At 69.9% G+C, this 24,798-nt stretch carries 23 protein-coding genes; 20 read left to right on the top strand and 3 right to left on the bottom strand.

The window, feature by feature from the left end; all coding sequences use genetic code 11:
* Positions 1–113: 113 nt before the first annotated feature.
* From rpsF to MFF06_RS07790, 10 genes are all read left to right on the top strand, one after another.
* A complete protein-coding gene (rpsF, locus tag MFF06_RS07835) occupies positions 114–521 on the top strand; it encodes a 30S ribosomal protein S6 (protein WP_238202643.1) in 408 nt (135 codons plus the stop codon).
* 2 nt (positions 522–523) lie between these two features.
* Positions 524–775, top strand: a complete 252-nt coding sequence (rpsR, locus tag MFF06_RS07830; protein WP_066921788.1) for a 30S ribosomal protein S18 — start codon at positions 524–526, stop codon at positions 773–775.
* Between the two features lie 130 nt (positions 776–905).
* On the top strand, positions 906–1,985 hold the full coding sequence (locus MFF06_RS07825) for a DUF2232 domain-containing protein (RefSeq protein ID WP_238202641.1): 1,080 nt from the start codon (positions 906–908) through the stop codon (positions 1,983–1,985).
* A gap of 42 nt (positions 1,986–2,027) precedes the next feature.
* A complete protein-coding gene (gene rplI, locus MFF06_RS07820) occupies positions 2,028–2,600 on the top strand; it encodes a 50S ribosomal protein L9 (RefSeq protein ID WP_238202639.1) in 573 nt (190 codons plus the stop codon).
* A 239-nt stretch (positions 2,601–2,839) separates the two neighbouring features.
* Positions 2,840–4,327, top strand: coding sequence for a replicative DNA helicase (locus tag MFF06_RS07815; RefSeq protein ID WP_238202637.1), 1,488 nt, complete (start codon positions 2,840–2,842; stop codon positions 4,325–4,327).
* 294 nt (positions 4,328–4,621) lie between these two features.
* A complete protein-coding gene (locus MFF06_RS07810; protein ID WP_238202635.1) occupies positions 4,622–5,071 on the top strand; it encodes a cupin domain-containing protein in 450 nt (149 codons plus the stop codon).
* Positions 5,072–5,081: 10 nt separating this feature from the next.
* On the top strand, positions 5,082–5,984 hold the full coding sequence (locus tag MFF06_RS07805) for an SMP-30/gluconolactonase/LRE family protein (protein ID WP_238202633.1): 903 nt from the start codon (positions 5,082–5,084) through the stop codon (positions 5,982–5,984).
* Positions 5,981–6,889, top strand: a complete 909-nt coding sequence (locus MFF06_RS07800) for a VOC family protein (protein ID WP_238202631.1) — start codon at positions 5,981–5,983, stop codon at positions 6,887–6,889. Before MFF06_RS07805 ends, MFF06_RS07800 begins: the two co-directional genes overlap by 4 nt.
* 85 nt (positions 6,890–6,974) lie before the next feature.
* On the top strand, positions 6,975–7,871 hold the full coding sequence (gene lgt / locus MFF06_RS07795) for a prolipoprotein diacylglyceryl transferase (protein WP_238202630.1): 897 nt from the start codon (positions 6,975–6,977) through the stop codon (positions 7,869–7,871).
* Positions 7,872–7,890: 19 nt separating this feature from the next.
* Positions 7,891–8,964 carry a class I SAM-dependent methyltransferase gene (locus MFF06_RS07790; protein WP_238202629.1) on the top strand — a complete coding sequence of 358 codons (1,074 nt, stop codon included), beginning with the start codon at positions 7,891–7,893 and terminating at the stop codon, positions 8,962–8,964.
* 68 nt (positions 8,965–9,032) lie between these two features.
* Here MFF06_RS07790 and MFF06_RS07785 read toward each other — a convergent pair whose 3' ends face one another.
* Positions 9,033–9,218: a hypothetical protein gene (locus MFF06_RS07785; protein ID WP_238202628.1), complete on the bottom strand. Its 186-nt coding sequence runs from the start codon at positions 9,216–9,218 to the stop codon at positions 9,033–9,035.
* A 134-nt stretch (positions 9,219–9,352) separates the two neighbouring features.
* Here MFF06_RS07785 and pgeF point away from each other — a divergent pair, with 134 nt between their 5' ends.
* From pgeF to MFF06_RS07770, 3 genes are all read left to right on the top strand, one after another.
* A complete protein-coding gene (gene pgeF / locus MFF06_RS07780) occupies positions 9,353–10,135 on the top strand; it encodes a peptidoglycan editing factor PgeF (RefSeq protein ID WP_238202627.1) in 783 nt (260 codons plus the stop codon).
* Between the two features lie 244 nt (positions 10,136–10,379).
* Positions 10,380–11,297 (top strand): outer membrane protein, encoded by a 918-nt coding sequence (locus MFF06_RS07775; protein ID WP_238202626.1) that lies wholly within the window; start codon positions 10,380–10,382, stop codon positions 11,295–11,297.
* 189 nt (positions 11,298–11,486) lie between these two features.
* Entirely contained in the window at positions 11,487–12,245 is a 759-nt protein-coding gene (locus MFF06_RS07770; protein WP_238202625.1) for a DUF2076 domain-containing protein, read from the top strand.
* A 95-nt stretch (positions 12,246–12,340) separates the two neighbouring features.
* Here the strand turns inward: MFF06_RS07770 and MFF06_RS07765 are convergent, their stop codons facing one another.
* On the bottom strand, positions 12,341–13,159 hold the full coding sequence (locus MFF06_RS07765; protein ID WP_238202623.1) for a L,D-transpeptidase: 819 nt from the start codon (positions 13,157–13,159) through the stop codon (positions 12,341–12,343).
* Between the two features lie 247 nt (positions 13,160–13,406).
* Between MFF06_RS07765 and MFF06_RS07760 the strand changes: the two genes are divergently transcribed.
* Positions 13,407–14,111: a protein phosphatase CheZ gene (locus tag MFF06_RS07760; protein ID WP_238202621.1), complete on the top strand. Its 705-nt coding sequence runs from the start codon at positions 13,407–13,409 to the stop codon at positions 14,109–14,111.
* A 379-nt stretch (positions 14,112–14,490) separates the two neighbouring features.
* On the opposite strand, the gene MFF06_RS07755 is transcribed toward MFF06_RS07760, so the two are convergent.
* Entirely contained in the window at positions 14,491–16,509 is a 2,019-nt protein-coding gene (locus MFF06_RS07755; protein ID WP_370876624.1) for an ATP-binding protein, read from the bottom strand.
* 181 nt (positions 16,510–16,690) lie between these two features.
* Here MFF06_RS07755 and MFF06_RS07750 point away from each other — a divergent pair, with 181 nt between their 5' ends.
* The 6 genes from MFF06_RS07750 (at position 16,691) to phaC (ending at position 24,794) form a co-directional block, all read left to right on the top strand.
* On the top strand, positions 16,691–18,334 hold the full coding sequence (locus MFF06_RS07750; RefSeq protein WP_238202619.1) for an FAD-dependent oxidoreductase: 1,644 nt from the start codon (positions 16,691–16,693) through the stop codon (positions 18,332–18,334).
* Positions 18,335–18,504: 170 nt separating this feature from the next.
* Positions 18,505–19,461: a LysR family transcriptional regulator gene (locus MFF06_RS07745; protein WP_238202617.1), complete on the top strand. Its 957-nt coding sequence runs from the start codon at positions 18,505–18,507 to the stop codon at positions 19,459–19,461.
* Between the two features lie 197 nt (positions 19,462–19,658).
* On the top strand, positions 19,659–21,311 hold the full coding sequence (locus MFF06_RS07740; protein WP_238202615.1) for an acetolactate synthase large subunit: 1,653 nt from the start codon (positions 19,659–19,661) through the stop codon (positions 21,309–21,311).
* Between the two features lie 112 nt (positions 21,312–21,423).
* The gene (locus MFF06_RS07735) at positions 21,424–22,608 is read left to right on the top strand and encodes an iron-containing alcohol dehydrogenase (RefSeq protein ID WP_238202614.1); all 1,185 of its coding nucleotides are present in this window, start codon (positions 21,424–21,426) and stop codon (positions 22,606–22,608) included.
* A gap of 235 nt (positions 22,609–22,843) precedes the next feature.
* Positions 22,844–23,665 (top strand): poly(R)-hydroxyalkanoic acid synthase subunit PhaE, encoded by an 822-nt coding sequence (locus MFF06_RS07730; protein ID WP_238202612.1) that lies wholly within the window; start codon positions 22,844–22,846, stop codon positions 23,663–23,665.
* Positions 23,666–23,723: 58 nt separating this feature from the next.
* Entirely contained in the window at positions 23,724–24,794 is a 1,071-nt protein-coding gene (phaC, locus tag MFF06_RS07725) for a class III poly(R)-hydroxyalkanoic acid synthase subunit PhaC (protein WP_370876635.1), read from the top strand.
* The last annotated feature ends 4 nt before the right edge of the window (positions 24,795–24,798 follow it).

The raw sequence follows: 24,798 nt of genomic DNA, 5'->3' as shown, positions 1-24,798 counted from the left end.
TACGGCTCGAAGGGCTTGGCGCCGAGCGACATGCGGAACGAACCGGCCCGAATGGCTCGCGCGGGGTATCCCGCGCAGGCGGACGGGCCTCCTTTGACCACGAAAGGCCCGGTATGCCTCTCTACGAGCACGTGCTCCTGGCGCGCCAGGACGTGACGTCCCAGCAGGTCGAGCAGATGATCGACACCTACAAGGGTGTGATCGAGCAGAACGGCGGACGTCTCGAGAAGATCGAGATGTGGGGTGTGAAGTCCCTCGCCTACCGCATCAAGAAGAACCGCAAGGCGCACTTCGCGCTCCTGAACATCGACGCGCCGCCCGCGGCGATCGCCGAGATGGAGCGCCAGATGCAGATCTCGGAAGACATCCTGCGCTTCATGACGGTGCGGGTCGAGGAACTCGACTCCGAGCCGTCCGCGATGATGCAGAAGCGCGATCGCGACGATCGCAAGGATCGCGAGCGCGGCCGTCGTCGTGACGACGAAGGCTTCGGTGGCGGCGGCTTCGGCGGGGAGAACTGATCATGGCTTTCGGTGCTGGTGGCGGCGGCGGCCGCCGTCCCTTCTTCCGTCGTCGGAAGACCTGCCCCTTCTCCGGCGCCAACGCGCCGAAGATCGACTACAAGGACGTGAAGCTGCTCTCACGCTACGTCTCGGAGCGCGGCAAGATCGTCCCGTCCCGCATCACGGCGGTGTCGGCCAAGAAGCAGCGTGAGCTCGCCCAGGCGATCAAGCGCTCCCGCTTCCTCGGCCTGCTCCCCTACGTGATCAAGTAGGACGCGCCATCGCCGGCCTGGCACTCCGCCGGGCCGGCCTTTCCTTCAGGACGGCATCCCCGTCCGATCGTTGGGGCAGGTCGCTTCGCCCCTAACCCCTCCCCTGGCGGGCGGCGGGACAGCGGAACCCATGACCCAGACCCTCCTCCTCGGCCTCGGCGCCGGCCTCGTCTCCGCCCTCCTCTTCGGCGTCCTGCTGAAGGCGAGCGCGCTGGCCATCGCGCTCTACCTCGTGGCCCCCCTCCCGATCCTGATCGTCGGCCTCGGCTGGAGCCACAGGGCCGCGCTGGCCGCCGTGGTCGCCGGGTGCGTGGCGCTGACGCTGTTCGTCGAGCCCTTCATGGGTCTCGCCTTCGCGGCCTACGTCGCCCTGCCCGCGTGGTGGCTCGCCTACCTCACCCTGCTCGGTCGCGACGTCGGCGGCAGCCTCGAATGGTACCCGACCGGACGGCTTCTGGGGTGGGTCGGCGCCACCGCCGCCCTCTCCTTCGTGGCCATGGCGGTGGTCTCCTCGCCCGATTACGCGGCGTTCGAGACGCAGCTGAACCGCCTGTCCCACGCCATCATGGACCCGCGCGGCACCAACCCGGCGCCCAAGGCCGGGCCGGACGTCGCGAACCGGGGCCAGGTCGAGCAGGATCAGGCCAAGCAGGACCAGGCAAAGCAGGACCAGGCAAAGCCCGACGGCGCGGCGCCCTCCCCCGCCGAGCAGGCGGCCCCCGCCGACAAGGTGGAGGTCAGCCGCGACGAGATGGCCGCAGCCTTCGCCAAGATCATTCCGGCGCTCGCCGCCCACGGGCTCGCGATGCTGCTGACGCTCTACCTCTGGGCCGCCGCCCGCATCGTTGCGGTGTCGGGCCGCCTGATGCGCCCCTGGCCGGACCTGCCCGCCACCCAGATGCCCCGCGCCTGCCTCGCGGCGCTCGCCGCCGCCGCCGTCCTCAGCCTCGCGCCGGGCTATGCCGGCGTCCTCGGCGTCGCCCTGGTGGGCTCCCTCAGCGCCGTCTTCGCGCTCCAGGGGCTCGCCGCCTTCCACGACCGCACGCGCGGGCGTCCCGCCCGGGGCATGATCCTCTTCGCCCTCTACGCGGTGGTGTTCATGACCCAGGGCGTCGCGCTTTTCGCCCTCACCGTCTTCGGCCTCGCCGATACCGCCCTCGACCGTCGCAGACCGAAGGGGCCGACGCCCCACAACCCTGCGACGCCGTGAACCCAGGGGCCGAACGGCCTCGAACCCTGAAGGAGAAAACCCATGGAAGTGATCCTGCTCGAACGCGTCGCCAAGCTCGGCCAGATGGGCGAGACCGTGAACGTCCGCCCGGGCTTCGCCCGCAACTTCCTCCTCGCCCGCGGCAAGGCCCTGCGCGCGACCGAGGGCAACAAGAAGCACTTCGAGGCCCAGCGCGCCCAGCTCGAGGCCCGCAACCTCGAGCGCAAGAAGGAGGCCGAGGGCGTCGCCGAGAAGCTCAACGGCAAGAGCTTCACCCTCATCCGCCAGTCCGGCGAGACCGGCGTGCTCTACGGTTCGGTCTCGACCCGCGACCTCGCCGAGATCGTCACGAAGGAGGGTTTCTCCGTTGATCGCGGCCAGATCGTCCTCAACCAGCCGATCAAGACGCTCGGCCTGTTCACGGTGCCGGTGACCCTGCACCCGGAGGTCGAGGTCGAGATCACGGTCAACGTCGCCCGCAGCCCCGAGGAGGCCGAGCGTCAGGCCCGCGGCGAAACGGTCATCGAGCGCGACTCGTTCAACCTCGACGACCTGGGCCTCGAGGTGGGCGCGGCGCTGGCCGAGTCGGGCGAGGAAGGCGGCGAGCAGGCCTGACCCCGGCCCTGCCCGGGACCGGGAAAGTGGTGAAAGCGGGGAAACCCGTTCACACCCCTTGACACGTTCCTAGTTTGTTCCAGCATGAGTGCCCGCCTGCCTTCGAGTCGGCGGGCATTCGTTTTTCAGGACACTCCCCGCGGGCGGACGGCGCCGAGCTAAGCTTGCGTCAACCACTCGGGGGGATGGTCCGCACGAGGTACGCGCCATCGGGGCGCCGGACGGGAGACCTTCTGCCGATGGCCCTGCCCAATGCGATCACCGCCAAGCTCGAAGCGGTGCAGGCGGAGTACCGCGTCGCCCCGCACAACATCGATGCGGAGCAGGCGCTGCTGGGCGCGATCCTGGTGAACAACGATGCGTTCTACCGCATCTCTGATTTCCTCCTCGCCGAACACTTCATGGAGGAGGCGCACCGGCAGATCTTCAGCGTCGCGGCCTCGCTGATCAAATCCGGCAAACTCGCCACGCCGATCACGATGAAGACCTATCTGGGCGATGCCGATTTCGGCGGCCAGACGGTGATCCAGTACCTCGCCCGCCTCGCCGCCGACGCGACGACGGTCATCAACGCCGCCGAGTACGGGCGCACGATCTACGACCTCGCCATCCGGCGGCGCCTGATCGCCATCGGCGAGGAACTCGTGAACGGCGCCTACGAGGCGCCGGTGGACCTCGCCCCCCGCGACCAGATCGAGGAGACCGAGCGGCGCCTCTACGAGCTCGCCGAGGCCGGCAAGTACGACGGCGGCTTCCAGAAGTTCTCGGACGCGCTCACCGCCGCCGTGGACATGGCCGCCAAGGCCTACCAGCGGGACGGGAAGCTCTCCGGCATCGCCACGGGCCTGAGCGACCTCGATTCCAAGATGGGCGGATTGCAGCCCTCCGACCTGATCATCCTCGCCGGCCGCCCGGCCATGGGAAAGACCTCGCTCGTCACCAACATCGCCTTCAACATCGCCAAGGCCTACAAGGGCGAGAAGAAGCCGGACGGGACGATCGAGACGGTCAACGGCGGCATCGTCGGGTTCTTCTCCCTCGAAATGTCGGCCGAGCAGCTCGCCACGCGTATCATCGCCGAGCAATCGGGCGTGCCCTCCTACAAGATCCGCCGCGGCGACATCCGGCCGGAGGAGTTCTACAAGATCACCGACGCCGCCCGGGACATGCAGACGATCCCGTTCTACATCGACCAGTCGGGCGGCATCTCCATCGCCCAGCTCGCCGCCCGCGCCCGGCGCCTCAAGCGCCAGAAGGGGCTCGACGTGCTCATCGTCGACTATCTTCAGCTCCTCGCCGGTTCGGGCAAGCGCAGCGACAACCGCGTGCAGGAGATGACCGAGATCACCACCGGCATGAAGGCGCTGGCCAAGGAGCTGTCGGTGCCGATCATCGCCCTGTCCCAGCTCTCCCGTCAGGTGGAGAACCGCGACGACAAGCGCCCCCAACTGTCGGACCTGCGCGAATCGGGCTCCATCGAGCAGGACGCGGACGTGGTGATGTTCGTGTTCCGTGAGGAATACTACGTCGGCAACAAGAAGCCGCGCGAGGGCACCGAGGAGTTCTTCGCCTGGGAAGCCGAAATGCAGCGCGTCCATGGCAAGGCCGAGGTGATCATCGGCAAACAGCGCCACGGCCCCACCGGCACGGTGGAGCTGCAATTCGACGCGAACATCACCCGGTTCTCGAACCTCGCCCAGGACGACCGCCTGCCCGAGCGGATGTAGGTTTTAGCTTTTTCGCGGGCTCGATCACCGCGCTGAACCGTCATTGCGAACGGTGTGAAGCAATCCAGGCTAACGGGCCCCTCCCGGATGTGGCGCCGCTGGATTGCTTCGCTTCGCTCGCAATGACGGAGTGTGCCTGTGAACGATCGTCCGAGCCGCCGCCGCGCCCTCGCCTGGGTGGCGGGAGGCGCAGCTTTGCCCCTCGCTCCCCCCTCCTCCGCGCAGGCGGCCGGCAACCCGCCGCCGCCCCCCACGTTGCCCAAACGTCCGCACAGCGCGGCACGAGGAGCGACGATGAGCGAGCCGAACCCTCCCGCAATGCCCTACTGGCACGTCTACACCGACGCGGAGGGGGTGAGCCGCCAGAAGAAATGCGCGCTGACACACTTCACGTTCGAGGGTGTCGATCCGCAGACCGCGCCGCAATGGAACGACAAGCAGGAGAAGAGCGAGGCGGCCGTCACCTTCACCGTCCTGCCCGTGGGCTGGGTCGGCCAATGGCACGAGAATCCGCGCCCACAGTGGATCGCGGTGCTCTCCGGCCGCTGGTTCGTGGAGACCATGGACGGCACCCGCGTCGAGATGGGTCCGGGCGAGCTGATGATGGGCGAGGATCAGGGCACGAAGGAGCGCGACGGCAAGAAGGGCCACCTCTCCGGCACGGTGGGCGACGAGCCCTGCACGATGATCGTCACCGGGCTCGATGTGACGCCGACGATCGATCAGCCAGGCCGCTTCAAGTAGGCCGGGGCCGATGGACGGGATCGAACTGACGCAGCCGGGCTTCAAGCGCCTCGTCCTGCCGAACGCCTCCCTCGACTTGCTCGCGCACGGATGCCGCTGGACCGAAGGCCCGGTCTGGTTCGGGGATCGGGACGAGTTGCTGTTCTCCGATCTGCCGAACAACCGCGTGATGCGGTGGAGCGAGACCGGCGGCCTCAGCGTCTACCGGCAGGGCGGCGACTTCGAGAACGGCCACACCCGCGACCGGGACGGGAGGCTTCTGTCCTGCTCGCACCGGGGCCGCCGCATCCACCGCACGGAACCGGACGGCAGCATCACCTCCCTGGTGGAGCGCTACGAGGGCAAGCGTCTCAACTCCCCCAACGACATCGTCTGCAAGTCCGACGGGACGATCTGGTTCACCGATCCGCATTACGGCATCCAGACCGATTACGAGGGCGGCAAGCAGGAGGCCGAGCGCCCGGCCGCCGTCTACCGGTTCGACCCGCGCGACGGCTCGCTCCGCGTGGTGGCCGACGACTTCCAGGGTCCGAACGGCCTGTGCTTCTCGCCCGACGAAAGGCGCCTGTACATCGTGGAGACCGGGCTGCAATTCGCCCCCGACCCCGTGCAGCACATCCGGGTCTTCGACGTGGACGAAGACGGGCGGCTCGGCGGCGGCGACGTGTTCGCCACGATCTCCCCGGGCAACGCGGACGGGATACGCTGCGACGAGGAGGGCAACCTCTGGTCGAGTGCCGGAGACGGCGTGCATTGCCTCGATCCGGGCGGCGAGCTGCTGGGCAAGATCGCGGTGCCCACCACGGTGGCGAACCTTACCTTCGGCGGCCGTCACCGCAGCCGCCTGTTCCTCTGCGCCGGCCAATCCGTCTACGCCATCTACACGAACACCCGCGGCGCGAGCCGCCCGTGAGCGGGATACGCGCCCTCCTCGGCTTCGAGCGGACGGTGGCCGACCTCGCCAGGACGGAGGCGTTCTATTGCGGAAGCCTCGATTTCGTCCGCGAGGGCGTCATCGGGGCGCTGCCGCCAGGGGAGGCCGAGATCCTGGGGCTCAGCGGGCGCGAGGTCCGATGCCTGACGCTGCGCCTGAACCGGCAATGGGTGCGCTTCCTTGAGGTCGATCCCCCCGGCGCGCCCTACCCGGCGGAGCGGGATGCGACCGATCCGATCTTCCAACATTTCGCAATTCCCGTCCGGGACATGGCAGCCGCCTTCGCGCGGATCGATGGCGTCGGTCGAGGGCCGATCAGCCGTGGGGGGCCGCAGGTGCTGCCCGCATCGTCGGGGGGGGTGAGCGCGTACAAGTTCCGCGACCCGGACGGGCATCCCCTTGAGTTGATCGCCTTTCCGGGCGGCCCGGCTGCCGCGCGCTCGGCGGAGGTGCCCGGCCTGTTCCTCGGGATCGATCACTCGGCGATCACCGTGACGGACCTCGACGCGGCCCTTCGTGTCCTGACCGGCCCGCTGGGGCTGACGATTGCCGGGCGTGGCCTCAACCGGGGCCCAGAACAGGGCCGCCTCGATGGGCTCGACGCTCCGGAGGTGGATGTGATCGCCCTCGCGCCGCCCGTTCCGGCCCCTCATGTCGAAGTCCTGCATTACCGGCGCCCCGAGCGGACCCGGTCGGCCGCGACGGCGGGACCGGCGGACCGGGGCAGTACGCGCTTCGTCGTCGAAGCCGAGGATCCCGGCGCCGTTGCCGCCGCCGTCCAGGAACTGGGCCTCTCCGTGACCCGCGCGGCCGAAGGCCGGGCCTGCTTCGTCACCGGGCCGGATGGACATGGGTTTCTCGTCAGAGGGCCAGGGCGGCCGTGACGGGACGGCGCCCGCCGCCTCGTGATCCGCTCCGGGGTTGACGCCGGGACCGGCCGGCGCCACTCCGCCCTCGGAGAACCCGCCGATGCCGCTCCTCGCCCTGCCCTTCCCGGCGATCGATCCCGTCGCCATCGCGATCGGGCCGATCACCATCAAATGGTACGCCCTCGCCTACATCGCCGGGCTGATCGGCGGGTGGATCTACGCCCGCCAACTGGTGAAGGCGGATTCGCTCTGGGGCGTGGTGAAGCGCCCGGTGCCGACGGATATCGACGATCTGGTCGTCTGGGTGGCGCTGGGCGTCGTGCTCGGCGGCCGCATCGGCTACGTGCTGTTCTACAATCTGCCGATGTATATCGCCGACCCGATCGAGATCCTGGCGATCCGCAACGGCGGCATGTCCTTCCACGGCGGCTTCCTCGGCGCGATCCTGGCCTTCCTGCTCTTCGCCCGCTCGCGGGGGCTGAACGGCTACACGCTCCTCGACATCGGCGCCGTGGTGGTGCCCATCGGCCTGTTCTTCGGGCGGATTGCCAATTTCGTGAATGGGGAGTTGTGGGGCCGGGTGGCGCCGGACTTTCCCTACGCCATCGTCTTTCCCACCGGTGGGCCACTGCCCCGGCATCCGAGCCAGCTCTACGAGGCGGCGACCGAGGGGCTGCTGCTTTTCATCGTGATGGCCGTGTACGTGCGCCGCCTCGGCTTCCGCAAGCCGGGCCTGCTCGGCGGGATCTTCGTCCTTGGTTACGGCCTCGCCCGCACCTTTTGCGAGTTCTTCCGCGAGCCCGACGCCCAGCTCGGCTTCCTGTTCGGCAACGGCCTCGGGCCGATGGGCGGGGGCGTGACGATGGGGATGCTGCTCTGCGTGCCTATGGTGGTGATCGGCCTGACCTACATCGTGCTGGCCGCCACGGGGCGGACGCGGCCGAAGCGGACGGCGGACGACGCCGCCCCCGCCCTGCCCGGCCGGGCGAAGGCGTGACCCGGGCGGGACCAAGCACATGACACCCCTCGGGCGTGAGATCGCGACGATCATCCGCGAGACCGGTCCCATCGGGATCGACCGCTACATGGCGCTGTGCCTCGGACACCCCGTTCACGGCTACTACCGGACCCGCGACCCCCTCGGCGCACGGGGTGATTTCACCACGGCCCCCGAAATCAGCCAGATGTTCGGGGAGCTCGTCGGCGCCTGGGCGGCCTGGATCCACCGCGCCTCGGGCGCGCCCGATCCACTCCTCCTGGCGGAACTCGGCCCCGGCCGCGGCACGCTGATGGGCGATGCGCTGCGGGCCTTGCGCGCCGCCGCGCCGGGCGTGCGCGTGGCCCCCCACCTCGTCGAGATGAGCCCGATCCTGCGGGCCGCGCAGGAGCGGCGGCTCGACCGAGCGGGTGCGACGTGGCACGACGACACCACCACCCTGCCCGACGGTCCGGCGATCATCGTCGCCAACGAGTTCTTCGATTGCCTGCCCGTCCGCCAGTTCGTGCGCATGGCGGGCGGCTGGCACGAACGGCTGGTCGGCCCCGGACCTGACGGATCCCTCGCCTTCGGCCTCGCGCCCGAGGCGACGCCGGGCTTCGCGGCGGACGCACCGCCCGGCGCGGTGCTGTCCGTGCCCGGCCCGGCCCTCGACCTCGTGCGGGCGCTCTCCCGGCGGATCCGCGCACAGGGCGGCGTGCTCCTCCTCATGGATTACGGCCATGCCCGGCCGGGCTTCGGCGATACGCTCCAGGCCCTGGCCGGCCATGCCTTCGCCGATCCCCTCGCCGCCCCCGGCGAGGCGGACCTGACGTGCCACGTCGATTTCGCGGCCCTGGCCAAGGCCGCCCGCGAGGCCGGCGCCGCCGTCCACGGCCCGACGCCGCAGGGCGAGTTCCTGGTGACGCTGGGCCTGCACGAGCGCGCCGCGCGACTGCGCCGGGACGCCGGAGCGGCCCAGGCCGCCGCGATCGATGCCGCCGTGTCGCGGCTCACCGACCCCCGGCCCGAGGGAATGGGCGCGCTGTTCAAGGTGATGGCGATCGCGCCGCCGGAACTGGGAGCGCTGCCGGGATTGGGTCGCGAGGGGTAGAGCCGTCTCCGGCATCCGCGGATCGTGCGGCTTCGCCCGCGACGACGTCGCGGGCGATCCGAAGACCCTCAGCTTTCGAAGGAGCCGAACCCGGTACCGGGCGAGGTCGCCGGCTTCGGCGGCGGGGTGTCCCCGTCCTTGGCGTCGCCCTTGGACGGCGGGGCCTTGTCTGTGCGGGCGGGGGGAACCGTCTTGTCCCACTTCGCGTGCGGCGTCTCATCCGCCGCCTGTCCGCCTTCGTCAGTCCGCAGCATGGCGATCTCTCCGTCAGTGGACGGGACCGAACTGGTCCCAGCCGGGAATGCGGCAGTGCACCATCGGTTCCGCATCGCCTTCCCGGCGGCAAAGGAGTATCGCCGCGCTTCATGACGTTCGTGAGGGCGAGACCGTGACCGCAGGCGAATTCCTCCAGGCGCCCGATCTCGCGGCGCACCCGGCGATCCGGCATGCCTTCTTCACCCGCCGGGGCGGCGTGTCGGAGGGGCTCTACGCCTCGCTGAACGGCGGTCTCGGGTCCGGCGACCGGCCGGAGCACGTGCGCGAGAACCGCGCGCGGATGGCGGAAGCGGTCGGCGTGGCGCCGGATCACCTGATGAGCCTGTATCAGGTGCATTCCGCCGAGGTCGTGACGGTGGAGGCGCCCGTCCGGATGGAGGACCGGCCCAAGGCGGATGGGATGGTGACGCGGGTGCCCGGCCTCGCCCTGGGTATCGCCACGGCCGATTGCGGGCCGATCCTGTTCGCGGACCCGCAGAACCGGGTGGTCGGCGCCGCCCATGCGGGCTGGAAGGGGGCGCTGACGGGGGTGATCGGCGCCACGGTGGCGGCGATGGAACGGCTCGGCGCCCGGCGGGAGGCCATCGTCGCCGTGCTCGGCCCCACCATCTCGCAGGCGAACTACGAGGTCGGGCCGGATTTCGTGGCGCGTTTCACGGCCGAGGCACCGGGGCGCGAGGGTTTCCTCGCTCCGGGAGAGCGGCCGGACCACGCGCGGTTCGACCTACCCGGATTCATCCTGGCGCGGCTGCGCGAGGAGGGCGTGGGACACGCATCCTCCCTCGGCCTGTGCACCTATGCCGATGCGGAGCGGTTCTACAGTTTTCGCCGCACCACGCACCGGGGCGAGCCCGATTACGGGCGGCTGATCTCGGCCATCGCCCTCGCGCCGTGAGGCGTTGACCGCCTCGTCCAGGGGGCGCGACATCCTGCCGCGAGGTCGCAGCGGAAAAAAGCGTAGCCGTGGGTGAACCTTGGCCATTCCCTGGCGTTTGGGGTGCAAGGTGTCGAGGAAAAGGACGGGTCGCCTCAAGGGGCCGCATCAGCGGTTGGCGACATCAGTCCAGCGAAAAGCGACCTCGAGACCGCTGGATCAACCAGTCCGATCCGCCTTGCGGATCACCAGTGAGGACCGACACATGAGACTCTTCCTGCGTGCAACCACGGCCCTCGTCGGCCTTGCCGCCGCCGCGACCGCCGCCTCGGCCGCCGACCTTCCGCGTCGCGCCGCCCCGCCGCCGGTCTTCACCCCGGTTCCGGTCTTCACCTGGACGGGCTTCTACGCCGGTTTCAACGCCGGTTACGGCTTCGACGCCTCCTCCGGCAACCGCGCCCCGACCGTGATCGGCGTTCCCGCCGGCGCCACCGTCCCCGGCAGCGTCTTCGCTAACGGCGTCGGCCCGACCACCGGCGTCGTCGCCTTCGGCAACAACCGCAACAACGAAGGCTTCGTTGGCGGTGGCCAGATCGGCTACAACTATCAGTTCACCCCGGGCTCCGGCATCGTCGTCGGTGTCGAGGCTGACGCCCAGTACGTCGACTTCGGTCGCCAGCGGAACCGCTTCGCGTTCGCCGCCCCGGCCGGCTCGACCATCGTCCCCGGCACCCTCGTCTACAACCCGAACGGCCTGTCGGGCCTCGACTACTTCGGCACCGTGCGCGGCCGCCTCGGCTACGCCTTCGACCGCACCCTCGTCTACGCCACGGGCGGCTTCGCCTACGGCTCGGGCGGCGGCCGTCAGTTCGGCACCGGCGTCTCCTCCAACGACTTCCAGACCGGTTGGACCGCCGGCGGCGGCGTCGAATACGCCCTCCCGACCGACTCCTTCCTGAACTTCTTCCGCTCCTCGGCCGTGACCCTGAAGGTGGAAGGTCTCTACGTGAACCTCGACCAGGATCGCCGCACGGGCGGCGCCTTCGCCACCACCGCCAACGGCACCACCTACACCATCAACTCCCCCGGCGTGGCCCTCGTGTCGGGTCCGGCCAACCTGCGCCGCTCGACCGAGTTCGCCGTCGTCCGCGCCGGCATCAACTACAAGTTCGGCACCTACTAGGACGTCAGGCGTCCCCAGCGCATCGGACGACGGGAAAGCCCGGCCTCGCGGCCGGGCTTTTCTCGTTTCGGCGCCCGGACACATGAAGAATCTGCAAGGCACCCCTGACAAAGCGTCGCCGCGCACCCATGTCCTGCTCAGGCCATGCGACGACGGCGCGGGCCGTGCGTTCGCCACCAGGAGGTTCTCATGAACAGCGAGGAACGGGAGATCATCTCCGGCATCTTCCAGCGTCTGCAGCAGGCCCAGAGCCAGCCCCGGGACGCCGATGCCGAGCGGTTCATCGCCGAAAAGCTCCGCGCACAGCCCTATGCGCCCTACGCGATGGCGCAGCTGATCTATGTGCAGGAGGAGGCGATCAAGAGCCTCAACGCGCAGCTGGACGAGGCGCGCCGCCAGGGCGCGTCGGCCCAGTCCTCCGGCGGAGGCGGCGGCTTCCTGTCGAGCATCTTCGGCGGCGGCGGCGGATCTCGCCAGGAGCCCCAGCCGGGATATGGCCAGCAGCAGCGTCCGCCCGCCGGATCGCCCTGGGGCGGCCAGCAGCCGGGCTATGCGCCTCAGCAGGGCTATCCGCAGCAGGGCGGCTACCCGCCGCAGCAGGGTGGACCGTGGGCCGGCCAGCAGGCGGCCCCGGCCCGGGGCGGCGGCTTCCTCGCCACGGCGCTGCCGATGGCGGCCGGCGCGGCGGGCGGCATGCTCCTCGGTAGCGCCCTGTCGAACGCCTTCGCGGGCGGCCATTCGAGCCTCGGCAGCGCCGCGGCGGCCGGACTGGGCGGTGGCGGCGAGACGGTCGTAAATAACTACTACGGCGACAGCGCCGGTAACGACGATCTCGGCTCGGCCCTCGGCGGCGGTGACGGCGGCCTGCAGGACGCCTCATGGAGCGACGGCGGCGGCGGCGATTTCGGCGGCGACCTCGGCGGCGGCGACGACAGCGACTGGAGCTGATCGGCCGCGCGGTGACGCGTGAATGACGAGGGGCCCGGCCGCGCGAGCGGCCGGGCCCTTTCCTGTGGTGGACGGTGCCTCGCGCCGGGCGCCCGTTACAGGACCTCGACCCGCGTCCCGACGGGGACCCGCTCGTAGAGGTCGATGACGTCCTCGTTCATCATGCGGATGCAACCCGAGGATACGTTCCGGCCGATCGTGTCGGGCTCGTTCGTGCCGTGGATCCGGTAGAGCGACGAACCCAGATACAGCGCCCGCGCGCCGAGGGGGTTGGCGGGGCCGCCCTCCATATGGCGGGGCAGGTCGGGGCGGCGGGCCAGCATCTCGGCGGGCGGGATCCAATCGGGCCATTCCGCCTTGCGGCTGACGGTCTTGAGGCCGCTCCAGGCGAAGCCCGGCCGGCCGACACCGATGCCGTAGCGGATGGCGCGGTGGCCCGGCTGCACGAGGAACAGATGCTTGGCGCCCGTGTCCACGACGATGGTACCCGGCCGCTGCGATCCCTCGAAGGCGACCTCCTGCCGGAGGAACTGCGGGTCCATGGCGCGGGCGATCCGCTCCTCCGGCGCGCGGGCATAGCCGTAGGCGCCGGGCATGGGAGAGGGCGAGGCCGCCGCGTAGGGCGCCGCCGAGGGCTCGCCGTAGGGCGGAATCGGATCACCGGCGACGGAGGCCGTCTGCCGCCGCGCCGGGACGTTCGGCCGGGGCCAGCCCTGTGCGGCCGCACCGCGGATCGCGCCCTCGGACCGTCCGGTGACGAGAAACTCGATCAGCCCGCCGCCGTACTGGCCCGTACCGCCCGCCTCGGCGTAGCGCGCCTGCTGGGCCGAGGCCGGCCCGCACCAAGCAGCCGCCAGCGCAGCGCCACCCATCAGTCCGGCCCACACCCGCCCCCGACTCCTCGACCGTTCCATGTCATCCACTCCGCGGCGGACTTTGCCTGTCCCCTCGGCGCGAACGATCCGTCCGGAACCGGCGAAATCGGTGAAGGAAGATGGTGAATCCGGGTTAGGGCGACACCCTTCCCTCGGTCGCAAAAAACTACGGTGAATCAACTCTCACTTGCGTCTTCCCCGTCACCGGGCGTCGCGCGGTGACGGTCCGCTAATGGTTGATGGGGCAATCTGCGCGTGAACGCACCCCTAGGCCGACGCTCGACCGATGAAGACACGCCGCTACCGCATCGAACAGAGCTTCGATCTGCCCGAAGCCATGCCGGCGGCGCCGGAGCAGGTCGGGCGCTCGGATGAGATCCTCAACGCCATCAACGACCTGCGCCGGATCATGCAATCCAGCGCCAGCGAGACGGTGGAAGCCTGCCGCAAGGAGTTGAGCGAAGCCTTCGCCATGCGCGGCGAACTCGACTCGATGAAGGACGCCATCGTCCGCACGAAATCCGACCTCGCCGCGCTCCACCACTCGGAGAGCAGCGGCAAGGGCATGAGGCGCGCCGCCGACGAACTCGACGCCGTGGTGGAGGCCACCGAGCGCGCAACGACGACGCTGCTCAACGTGGTCGAGGACGTGGAGAGCCGCGCCTCCATGCTGCGCTCCATGGCGCTCACGCCCGATGCGCGCCCGCACGTCGATGCCATCCTCGACCAAGTGATCCGCGCCTACGAGGCGTGCAACTTCCAGGATCTGACCGGTCAGCGCATCAGCAAGATCGTCCATGTCATGAAGTTCATCGAGGAGCACCTCGATCGGGTGATCTCGGCTTGGTCCGCCCTCGACAGCTTCCGCGATCTCCTCGCCGCGCCCCAAACCCCCGACGAGGACGACGAGGGCGCCCTCCTCAACGGGCCGAAGCTTCCGGACGACCCGGGCCACGTCGATCAGAGCGACATCGACGCCCTGTTCGATTAGGGCGCTCGTGTCGGGAACGCTGGAGCGCGTCTGCTCCACCCCCTCGTGCAGTGACGCACTCACCTCGTTCATGCGTGCCTGCCCTCGCTCATTGTTTTTGCATCAATTTTTCCAGTCTCGGCTGACACCTCCCACTGGATCGATGCACTAGGGGCGCGGAGCGAGCTTCCAGGGCAGCGGGACGTCTCGGGACGGCGCGGCTCACCGGATCGCGTCGCTGCGTTCGCGATGGCGAGCGCACGCAGTGATCTGCGCTCGACCGAGACCGCGTCAGCGTCGATCGCCCCCGATCCTGCGTCGAACGCATCCCCTGGCTGGTTCGCAGCCCGTTCGGACGTCGATCCGTCTCACCGCACCCGGCGCGTCGCCCGCCGCATCCTCACGCCGCCCGGCGCCGATGCGGCGCGAGCAGTCCGGGCAGGGCCTGGACGTCGAGGGGCTTGGCGAGGAACCCGTCGAAGCCGGCCGCCAGGGCCTGCGCCTCGTCCTCGCGGCTCGCGTTGGCCGTGAGGGCCAGCAGCGGCAGCCGGGCCGGGCCGTCCGCCTCGTCGGCGCGGATCTGCCGGGCGACGGCGTGGCCGTCGAGGCGGGGCATCCTGACGTCGATCAGCGCGAGGTCGAAGGGCCCGGAATCCCCGACACGGGCGAGGGCCTCCACGCCGTCCGGGGCGTGGACGACCTCGCATCCCAGGCGCTCCAGCGCCCGCCGGGCGAGAAGCGTGTTGATCGGATTGTCCTCGGCGAGCAGCACCCGCAAGCCCATGCTCCCCGGCGTCGGCGCGGCGACGGTCCGGGAGGGCGTCGGCGCGGGGGCGGTGGCCGTCAGTTGCTCCATCAGGGAGCGCATCCGCACCGGCTTGATGAGATAGCCGTCGAACCCCGCCGCGGCGGGCGCGCCGAAATCCCGCCGGTCGAAGGGCGAGAGCAGGACGAGGCAGCGGCCGACCCCGGCGGTCCGCGCCGCTTCGGCGAGGCGGCGGACAACCTCGTCACCCAGGCCCCGGTCGGCGATGACCGAATCGAGGCCCCCCCGCGAGAGCGCGGCGAGCCCCTCCTCCAGACCGGACACGACCTCGGTCGCCCCGCCTTCGCGGGCCAGCGCGGCGGCGAGGTAGGGCGCCTGGAACGGCGATCCGGCGACGATCAGGCAGCGGTGCCCCGCCAGACGCGGCGCCCGCTCGGCTTCCGCCTGCGCACCCGGCGCCACGGGCAGGGGCAGCACCGCCCGGAAGGTCGAGCCGGATCCGAGTGCGGACTCGGCCTCGATCCGCCCGCCCATCCGCGTGGCGAGGCGGCGGGTGATGGCGAGGCCCAGGCCCGTCCCCTCGTGGCGGTTCGCGGAGGCGTCCTCCCCCTGCTCGAACTCCTCGAACAGGCCCGGCAGGCGCTCCTCGGGGATGCCCGGACCGGTATCGGCCACGGTCAGCACGAGGCCGTCCGGCCCGTGGGACAGGGCGATGCCGACCCCGCCCCGCTCGGTGAACTTGATGGCGTTGCCGGCGAGGTTGAGGAGGATCTGCCGGAAGCGGTCGGCGTCGCCCACCAGGGCGGCGGGCACGCCGGCGCCGCCGTCGAAGGCGATCTCCAGCCCCTTGTCCTGCGCCCGCGGCGCCAGCAACTCAACCACGCCCTCGGCGACGGCGATGGCATCGAAGGGTTCGGCGGCGAGGTCGAGCCGCCCGGCCTCGATCCGCGAGAAATCGAGAATGCCGTCGATCAGGCCGAGCAGCGCCCGGCCGCTCGCCCGCACCGCCTCGACATAGGTTTTCTGCTCCGGGTCGAGCCCGGTGCCCAGCAGCAGATCGGTCATGCCGATGATGCCGTTCAGGGGCGTGCGCATCTCGTGGCTGACGGTCGCGAGGAACCGCGACTTAGCGACGCTCGCGCTCTCGGCCCGAGACAGGGCGGCGTCGAGGGCCTGGACCGCCTCCACGCGGGCCGTGACGTCCTGGCCCGCCCGCATCCACTGCATCGGCCCGTCGCCGGTCGTGACGGGGATCTCCACCACGTCGAACCAGCGGTCCCGGCCCCCGGCGTCGCGGATGCGGGTCTCGATCCGGTGAAGGCAGTCGTCCCGCTGCGCCACGGGCTCGCCCTCCAGGATCACGGGGTCGATCCGCTCGCCGATCAGGTCGGCGGCGTCCCGTCCCGTCAGCCGGGCATACCCCTCATCCGCAAAGGTGATGCGGCCATCGAGATCGCGCTGCACCACGAGGTCGGTGGTGGCCGCCACGAGGGCGCGATACCGCTCCTCGCTCTCGCTCGCGCGCCAGACGAGGTCGTGAAGGCTCTCGGCGTCGGCCTCAGCCGCCTTGCCGGCACGCATCCGCCACAGGCAGACACCCCCGATCCCCAGGGCGACGGCGGAGAAGGCCGCAGCCAGTTCGATGATCGGCATCCATCCCTCCGCACCCAGGATCGGCACGGGGACGTTGGCAGGTGAAACTGAAGGTCGAGTCAGGAAAAGGGCTTAACCGCAAGTTGCTGTGGACGGGCTCCGCGATCAATTTCCCTTGCCCCGCGATCCCTCAGCCTTTCCGAGCGTTGCCGGTGCGCATCGGCGGAACGGAGGGACGGGAATGACGGGCGAACGCTACGACGTGATCATCGTGGGTTCCGGCCCGGGCGGTGGGACGATGGCGTGGCGTCTGGCTCAGACTGGCAAACGGATCCTCTTGATCGAGCGCGGCGACTACCTGCGCCGGGAGCCGCGCAACTGGGACAGCCAGGCGGTGATCGTCGATGGAGCCTATCAGGCCAAGGAGACATGGTATTCCTCGGACGGCAAGAGCTTCCATCCCGGCCTGCACTACTACGTCGGGGGGAACTCGAAGTTCTACGGCTCGATCCTGTTCCGCCTCCGCGCCGAGGATTTCGGGGAGATCCGCCATCAGGACGGTCTTTCGCCGGCCTGGCCCGTCGGCTACGACGAGTTCGAGCCGTACTATCAGGCGGCCGAGGAGCTGTTCCACGTCCACGGCCTGCGCGGCGAGGACCCCACCGAGCCGTGGTCGGCCAAGCCCTACGCGCACCCGCCCGTCGCCCACGAGCCGCGCATCCAGAAGCTGTTCGACGACCTCAAGCGCGAGGGGCACCGGCCCTTCCACCTGCCGGTCGGCGTGCGTCTGGCGGAGCGGGACGGTCAGCCGCTTCCCACCTCGCCCTGCATCAAGTGCGAATCCTTCGACGGCTTCCCCTGCCCCACCAACGGCAAGTCCGACGCGCAGGTGATGTGCGTCGACCCGGCGCTGCGTGATTGCCCCAACCTCACCCTCTCCACCCGGACCTACGTGGAGCGCCTGATCACCAATGCCTCGGGCACCTGCGTGACCGGCGTGCTCGGCACCCGCGACGGCGAGCCCTTCACGGCGAGCGCCGACCTCGTGGTGGTGGCCTGCGGCGCGCTTTCCTCGGCCCTGCTGCTGCTGCGCTCGGCAACCGACCGGCACCCCGACGGTCTCGCCAACGAGTCCGGCCAGGTCGGGCGCAACTACATGCGCCACAACAACTCGACGGTGCTGGCGATCTCCAAGATCCCGAACCCGACGCGTTTCCAGAAGACGCTCGGCCTCAACGACTATTATTTCGGCGACCCGGACCCGAAGAGCGACTGGGCCTTCCCCCTCGGCCACATCCAAATGGTCGGCAAGTCGGATGGGGCGCAGGTCCACGGCGAGGGGCTGCCCGGTTTCCTGCAATGGTTCCCGGAGAAGCCCTTCGACTGGATCGCCCGCCACTCCATCGACTTCTGGCTGACCTCGGAGGATGTGCCGAAGCCCGAGAACCGGGTCTTTTACAAGGGCGGCGAGGTCCATCTCGACCTCACCGAGACGAACGCCGAAGCGCACCGGCGGCTTCGCCGCAAGCTCCAGGAGGTCTGTGACAAGACCGACATCCACCCGCACCTCTTCGACCGGTCGCTGTACCTCGGCAAGAATGTGCCCATCGGCGGCACCGCGCATCAGGCCGGAACCCTGCGCTTCGGCGACGACCGGGAGGGTTCGGTCCTCGACCGGGATTGCAAGGCGCATTGCCTCGACAATCTCTACGTGACCGATGCGAGCTTCTTCCCCTCCATCGGCGCCGTGAACCCGACCCTGACGATCATCGCCAACGCCCTGCGCGTCGCCGACCGGCTGATCGCCCGGATGGGCGCCCGCGACGTGATCCCGCCGCCCCGCCTGTTCGACCACACCGCGCCACGGGAGCCACTTCAGGCCTGAGGCGTCCCGCCGGGACGGCCGATCTGACCCATCGTGTTGCGGGCGACAGCGAAGCGTTCCAGGGATACGCCACGGCGGCAGACGTCCTGCTGCCCGGAATTGCTTCGCCTTCGGCCGCAAGGACGGAGAGCGGCTCGACGGCACGGCGGATTGAGGCGATTGGACGGGTCATGGCCATCGATCACATCGATCTCGCGCGGCTCGATCTGAACCTCCTCGTGGCCCTCGACGCGCTGCTGCAGGAGCGCAGCGTCACGCGGGCGGCGGCGCGGATCGGCATCGGGCAATCGGCGATGAGCGCGAGCCTTGCCCGCCTGCGCAGGCTGTTCGACGACGAGCTTTTCACCCGCGCGCCCGACGGGATGCGGCCGACGCCGAGGGCCCTTGCCCTGGCCGAGCCGCTGCGGGGCGTGCTCCGGGGCGTGCAGGATCTGGTGCATCGGGAGGGAAGCTTCGATCCGAGGACGATCGAGCGGACCTTCACGGTGAGCCTGCCGGACAGTCTCGAGATCCTCCTCGGCCCCCGCCTCATCGCCTACCTGCGGGCCGAGGCGCCGGGCATCCGCCTGCTCCTGCGCTCCGTTGAGGCGGTTCGGATCCTCGACGAACTCGACGCCGACCGGGTGGACCTCGCCCTCGGGTTCTTCAGCCGGGGGCAGGTCCACCACAAGCAGAGGCTGCTCTACCGGGACAGCTACGTCGTGCTGTTCAACGCGGCGCTCGTCGGGCTGGAGGCGCCGATCGGCCTTGAGGACTACCTGCGGTTCCCCCACGTCCTCACCTCCCTGCGGGAGACGGCCCACGGCGTGGTGGACGACGCCCTGGCGCTGATCGGCCGGTCGCGCGTGCTGGCGGTGACGACGCCCCGGTTCCTCGTGGTGCCGTTCCTCGTGCAGGCGTCCCCCGTCATCGCCACCATGCACGCGCGGCTCGCGACGGTCTTCGCCGGCTCCCTCGGGCTGAGCACCAGCCCCGTGCCGGTGGACCTCGACGAGGTCTCGATCTCCATGCTCTGGCACGCCTCCTACGACCGCGACCCCGCCCACCGCTGGCTGCGCGATCTCCTCGTCCGGCTGGCTGGCGAGGAGGCGATGCTCCTCCCCATGGGTTCCCCGCGCCCGGAATGAAGACCGGCGGCATCTGTGACCGTGCCGTCGCTCCGGCCCTTGACCCAGTGACGGGGGCGATTCTCTAACCGGATGGACCGGGGGAGGATTTCGTCTCCCCGACCGAGCCCGTCATCCGGGTCGCCATGGCAGACAGGCGACACCGAAAGCGTGCCGGATGCCGCCGTGCCGCCCTCGTCGCCCCAGCGGATGAAACGATGACCAAAGGATCGGACCTCCTCGTCGCGGCTTTGGAGAACGAAGGCGTCGATCGCATCTTCGGGATTCCGGGCGAGGAAAACCTCGATGTCGTGGAATCCCTGCGGACTTCGACGATCGAACTCGTCCTCACCCGGCACGAGCAGGCCGCCGCCTTCATGGCCGCGACCCACGGGCGCCTCACCGGCCGCCCCGGCGTGTGCCTGTCCACCCTGGGTCCGGGCGCCCTGAACTTCTCAACCGGGGCGGCCTACGCCCATCTCGGCGCCATGCCGATGATCATCATCACCGGCCAGAAGGGCATCCTGTCCTCGCGGCAGGCGAAGTTCCAGATCGTCGACGTGATCGGCTCGATGAGGCCGATCACCAAGATGGCCCGGCAGATCGTCTCGGCCTCGTCGATTCCCACCATCGTGCGCGACGCCTTCCGCGTCGCCATGGAGGAGCGGCCCGGACCCGTGCTGCTGGAACTGCCGGAGGACATCGCCTCCGAGGAGGGCGAGGCGCATCTCGTGCCCTCGCACCCGATCGACATCCCGGTGGCGCACCCGAAGGCGATCTCCCGCGCGGCGGAAATGATCCTGAAGGCCGAACGCCCGCTGATCATGCTCGGCGCCGCCGCGAGCCGCCCGCGCGCCACGGGCGAGCTCGGCGGCTTCGTCCTGCGGACGCAAATCCCGTTCTTCACCACCCAGATGGGCAAGGGCACCGTGGCGGGCGGCACCAAGCTCTACATGGGCACCGCCGCCCTCTCCGAGCGCGACTACGTCCACGAGGCCATCGACCGGGCCGATCTGATCATCGCCATCGGCCACGACACGATCGAGAAGCCGCCCTTCTTCATGGGCCAGAAGGACCAGAAGGTCGTCCACATCGGCTACATGCCCGCCAACGTCGAGGAGGTGTACTACCCCGACGCCGAGGTGGTGGGCGATCTCGGGCCTACCCTGAAGCTTCTGGCCGACGAGCTGGAGGGCAAGCTGCCGAACGCAGGGGCGCTGCTGCACCTGCGCGAGCACATCCTCAGCCACATCTCCGACCGGGCGACGGAGGACCGCTTCCCCATCACGCCGCAGCGCCTCGTCCACGACGTGCGCCGCGTGATCCCCGAGGATGGCATCGTCTGCCTCGACAACGGGATGTACAAGATCTGGTTCGCCCGGAACTACCGCACCTACGTCGCCAACACGCTGCTCCTCGACAACGCCCTCGCCACGATGGGCGCGGGGCTCCCCTCCGCGATGATGGCGGCGATGCTCCACCCGGACCGCCGCGTCATGGCCGTCTGCGGTGACGGCGGCTTCATGATGAACAGCCAGGAGATGGAGACCGCGGTACGCCTGCGGCTCAACCTCGTGGTGCTGATCCTCGACGATTCGGCCTACGGCATGATCCGATGGAAGCAGGCCGTGGATCACTTCAAGGATTTCGGCATGACGTTCCGCAATCCGGACTTCGTCCGTTACGCCGAATCCTACGGGGCCACCGGCCACCGGATCGAGGCGGTGGGCGACCTCGTGCCGACGCTGAACCGCGCCTTCGAAGCCGGCGGCGTCCACCTCGTGGCCGTGCCGATCGACTATTCCGAGAACACCCGCGTGCTCGTCGATGAGCTGCGCCAGAAGGTGAAGCCCCACGACGCGGCGGAGTGAGTTGGTCGCCTCGGGTTTGGCGTCCTCCGTCATTGCTTCGCTCCGCTCGCGATGACGGCGCGCGGATCGGCGAGCGTTCCATGATGCACGAGAGAAAAGGGGCGGCAGGCCGATGAATCCCTTCACCTTCCAGACCACACCGAACGTCCTGTTCGAGGCGGGCGCCGCCAGGAAGCTCCCGGAGATCGTGGCGGGCTACGGCGCGAGGCGCGTCATGCTCGTCACCGACAGGGGCGTCCGGGCGGCGGGGCTGACCCGATCCGCCGAGGAGGCGCTGGCCGGGGCCGGCATCGCGGTCGACGTCTACGAGGATGTCGTGGCCGACCCGCCCTCCACCGTGATCGAGGCCGCCGCCGCCCGCGCCCGCGACCTCGGCACCGACCTCGTCCTGTCCATCGGCGGCGGCTCGGCGCTGGATACGGCCAAGCTCGTCGCCTACCTCGCCAAGTCGGACGACAGGCTGGAGGACATCTACGGCGTCGGCCTCGCCAAGGGCGACCGGCTGCCGCTGATCCTGGCGCCGACCACCGCCGGGACCGGCTCGGAGGTGACGCCGATCTCCATCGTCACCACGCCCAGCACCGAGAAGAAGGGCGTCGTGGCCCCGAAGCTCCTGCCCGACTGGGCGGTGCTCGACCCCGAGCTGACGCTCGGCCTGCCCGCCCATGTCACCGCCGCCACCGGCATCGACGCGATGGTCCACGCCATCGAGGCGTTCACCAGCAAGAACAGGAAGAACCCGATCTCGGACCAGCTCGCCAAGCAGGCGCTGGCCCTGCTCTCGGCCAACATCCGCACCGCCTGCACGGACGGCACGAATGTCGAGGCGCGCTCCGGGATGCTCCTGGGGTCCATGCTCGCGGGCATGGCCTTCGCCAACGCGCCGGTGGCCGCCGTCCACGCGCTGGCCTATCCCGTCGGGGCGATCTTCCACGTGCCGCACGGGCTGTCGAACGCCCTGGTGCTGATGGGCGTGATGCGCTTCAACCTCAGCCACGCGCAGGCGCTCTACGCCGAACTCGCGCCGATCCTCGATCCCGCCGCCGCCGACCTGCCGGAGGCCGAGGCCGCCGCGCGGTTCGTGGAGTGCCTCCAGGCCATCTGCCACGATTGCAAGGTGCCGGCCTCGCTCAGCGAAGTCGGCGTCGCGCAAGGCGACCTGGGGCGCATGGCGACCGACGCCATGAAGCAGACGCGCCTCCTCGTGAACAACCCCCGCGAGGTCACCTACGACGACGCCTACAGGATCTACGCCGAAGCGCTGGGCCAGGGCGAGGCCCGCGCGGCGGCGCAGTGATGGCAACCGTGAGTCGAGGAACGATCATCCCACCCTTCGCCTCATCCTGAGGTGCGGCGAAGCCGCCGCGAAGGAGGGTTCCAGAGAGCGCTGCGCCTTCAAAACCGCTCCTTCGAGACCTCCGCTGCTCTCCCGCACCTCAGGATGAGGGAGAGTACGGGACTTGCCGGCTTCTCGATCAGGCTCACAGGATGAGGCCGAGACCGGAATGACCATCGGACGGGGAAGCGCGGGAATGGACCAGTTCGACGCGTTCAAGGCGATGGGCGAATTCTGGGCGCGGACCGGGCTCGCCTTCCTGGCCCCGCCCGGCCTGGGCAGCGGCGCAGCCTCCTGGGGCTCCTTTCCGCCGGCCTTCGACCTGGGCGGCGTCACCGAGGCGCAGGCCTCCCTCGCCCGCGCCTGGGCGTCGGCCTCGACCCTGTCACAGACCCTGGCGAGCGCGATGCAGACCGCCAGCGTCGCGGACGATCCCACGGCCGGCGCCGTCCTGGCCCGCATCTTCGATCCCCAGGCGTGGCTCGGCGGCACCGCCGATTTCGGCGCGGCCCTGAACCGGATGTCGGAGGGGCCGCAATTCGCCAACCTCTGGCAGACGGAACGGCGCGTCGCCGCCCTGGTCTCGGCCTTCGCCGCCCTGCGTCAGGCCCAGTCGCGCCACCAGACGGTGATGCTCGACGCCTGGACAAGGGCGGCGGGCACCTTCGCCCGCGAGGCGAATGCCCGCGCCGGGCGGGGCGAGGGCTATGCCTCGGGCCGGGAGATGATGCAGCACTGGATCGAGACTGCCAACGGCGTCCTCCTGGAGGTCCAGCGCTCGGACGCGTTCCTCGCCAGCCAGCGCGACGTGCTGAAGGCGGCCACCGACCTGCGCCTCGCGCAGCAGGACGTGGCGAACTTCCTGAGCGATCTCTACGGCCAGCCGACGCGGGCCGAACTGGACGACGTCCACCGGAGCCTCACCGAATTGCGACGGGAGGTCCGGGCCCTCAAGAAGGACAGGCGCGCCGCCGCGCGCCGGGCCAAGACGGCGGCAGGGGAGGAAAGCCATGGCTGACGCATCCGACGGCGCCCCGCATGGCACCGCAGCGCCCCTCGACCTCACCCCCGCCGAGATGCTGGCCGAGGTCGGCGAGTTCGGGCGCAGGATGGCGGAGGGCGCCAAGCTCTTCGCCACCGTCCGGGACGACGAGGTGCAGATCGCCACGACGCCGAAGGATCTGGTCTGGAGCCAGGACAAGGTGCGGCTGTACCGCTACCGGCCGCTGGCCGAGAGCAGGGGCCTGCCCCCGGTGCTGATCGTCTACGGGCTGATCGGCCGCTACACGATGGCGGACCTGCAGGAGGACCGCTCCCTGGTCCGCAACCTCCTCGCCCTCGGCCTCGACCTCTACGTGGTCGATTGGGGCAATCCTGGCCGGGCGGACCGCTTCGTGACCATCGACGACTACGTCGACGGCTACCTCGCGGAGTGCATCGACGTCATCGCCGCCGCGACGAAGCGGGAGCGGGTGAACCTCCTCGGCATCTGCGAGGGTGGGGTGTTCACGACCTGCTACGCGGCCCTCTACCCCGAGACCGTCAACGCCATGGTGCTGACGATCACGCCGATCGACTTCCACGCCGACACGGTGGAGAACCGGGCGGGCCACGGTTTCATCAACGTTTGGGTCCGGTCCCTCTCGGGAGAGGACATCGACCGGTTGATCGCCGCGCAGGGCTCCCTGCCCGGCGAATTCATGGGCTCGGTCTTCTCCATGATGACGCCGATGCGCACCATGACGAAGTACAACCTCGACCTCCTCGACGCGCTGGGCGACCGCAAGAAGTTCCTCAACTTCCTGCGGATGGAGAAATGGATTGCCGACCGGCCGGACCATCCCGGCGAGGCGGCCAAGCAGTGGCTGAAGGACCTCTACCAAGACAACAAACTCGTCCGGAGCGCCTTCGAACTCGGCGGCCGGACGGTGGACTTGAAGCGGATCACCTGCCCGGTCCTGAACGTCTTCGCGCAGGACGACCACATCATCCCGCCCGCCACCTCGCAGGCCCTGCGCGGGAAGATCGGCACGGAGGACTACACCGAACTCGGCCTGCCGGGCGGCCATGTCGGCGTCTTCGTCGGCGGCAAGGCGCAGAAGCTCCTCGGCACGGGCATCGCCGACTGGATCGCCGCCCGTGGCTGACGGT

This window comes from Methylobacterium aerolatum (assembly GCF_022179085.1).
GTDB classification, from domain to species: domain Bacteria; phylum Pseudomonadota; class Alphaproteobacteria; order Rhizobiales; family Beijerinckiaceae; genus Methylobacterium; species Methylobacterium aerolatum.
This window is presented reverse-complemented; position numbering and strand designations above follow the sequence as displayed.

Excerpts from the sequence above, each read along its gene's own strand:
- rpsF (WP_238202643.1), top strand. The coding sequence starts at position 114 with ATGCCTCTCTACGAGCACGTGCTCCTGGCGCGCCAGGACGTGACGTCC.
- rpsR (WP_066921788.1), top strand. The coding sequence starts at position 524 with ATGGCTTTCGGTGCTGGTGGCGGCGGCGGCCGCCGTCCCTTCTTCCGT.
- MFF06_RS07825 (WP_238202641.1), top strand. The coding sequence starts at position 906 with ATGACCCAGACCCTCCTCCTCGGCCTCGGCGCCGGCCTCGTCTCCGCC.
- rplI (WP_238202639.1), top strand. The coding sequence starts at position 2,028 with ATGGAAGTGATCCTGCTCGAACGCGTCGCCAAGCTCGGCCAGATGGGC.
- MFF06_RS07815 (WP_238202637.1), top strand. The coding sequence starts at position 2,840 with ATGGCCCTGCCCAATGCGATCACCGCCAAGCTCGAAGCGGTGCAGGCG.
- MFF06_RS07810 (WP_238202635.1), top strand. The coding sequence starts at position 4,622 with ATGAGCGAGCCGAACCCTCCCGCAATGCCCTACTGGCACGTCTACACC.
- MFF06_RS07805 (WP_238202633.1), top strand. The coding sequence starts at position 5,082 with ATGGACGGGATCGAACTGACGCAGCCGGGCTTCAAGCGCCTCGTCCTG.
- lgt (WP_238202630.1), top strand. The coding sequence starts at position 6,975 with ATGCCGCTCCTCGCCCTGCCCTTCCCGGCGATCGATCCCGTCGCCATC.
- MFF06_RS07790 (WP_238202629.1), top strand. The coding sequence starts at position 7,891 with ATGACACCCCTCGGGCGTGAGATCGCGACGATCATCCGCGAGACCGGT.
- MFF06_RS07785 (WP_238202628.1), bottom strand. The coding sequence starts at position 9,218 with ATGCTGCGGACTGACGAAGGCGGACAGGCGGCGGATGAGACGCCGCAC.
- MFF06_RS07775 (WP_238202626.1), top strand. The coding sequence starts at position 10,380 with ATGAGACTCTTCCTGCGTGCAACCACGGCCCTCGTCGGCCTTGCCGCC.
- MFF06_RS07770 (WP_238202625.1), top strand. The coding sequence starts at position 11,487 with ATGAACAGCGAGGAACGGGAGATCATCTCCGGCATCTTCCAGCGTCTG.
- MFF06_RS07765 (WP_238202623.1), bottom strand. The coding sequence starts at position 13,159 with ATGGAACGGTCGAGGAGTCGGGGGCGGGTGTGGGCCGGACTGATGGGT.
- MFF06_RS07760 (WP_238202621.1), top strand. The coding sequence starts at position 13,407 with ATGAAGACACGCCGCTACCGCATCGAACAGAGCTTCGATCTGCCCGAA.
- MFF06_RS07755 (WP_370876624.1), bottom strand. The coding sequence starts at position 16,509 with ATGCCGATCATCGAACTGGCTGCGGCCTTCTCCGCCGTCGCCCTGGGG.
- MFF06_RS07750 (WP_238202619.1), top strand. The coding sequence starts at position 16,691 with ATGACGGGCGAACGCTACGACGTGATCATCGTGGGTTCCGGCCCGGGC.
- MFF06_RS07745 (WP_238202617.1), top strand. The coding sequence starts at position 18,505 with ATGGCCATCGATCACATCGATCTCGCGCGGCTCGATCTGAACCTCCTC.
- MFF06_RS07740 (WP_238202615.1), top strand. The coding sequence starts at position 19,659 with ATGACCAAAGGATCGGACCTCCTCGTCGCGGCTTTGGAGAACGAAGGC.
- MFF06_RS07735 (WP_238202614.1), top strand. The coding sequence starts at position 21,424 with ATGAATCCCTTCACCTTCCAGACCACACCGAACGTCCTGTTCGAGGCG.
- MFF06_RS07730 (WP_238202612.1), top strand. The coding sequence starts at position 22,844 with ATGGACCAGTTCGACGCGTTCAAGGCGATGGGCGAATTCTGGGCGCGG.
- phaC (WP_370876635.1), top strand. The coding sequence starts at position 23,724 with ATGCTGGCCGAGGTCGGCGAGTTCGGGCGCAGGATGGCGGAGGGCGCC.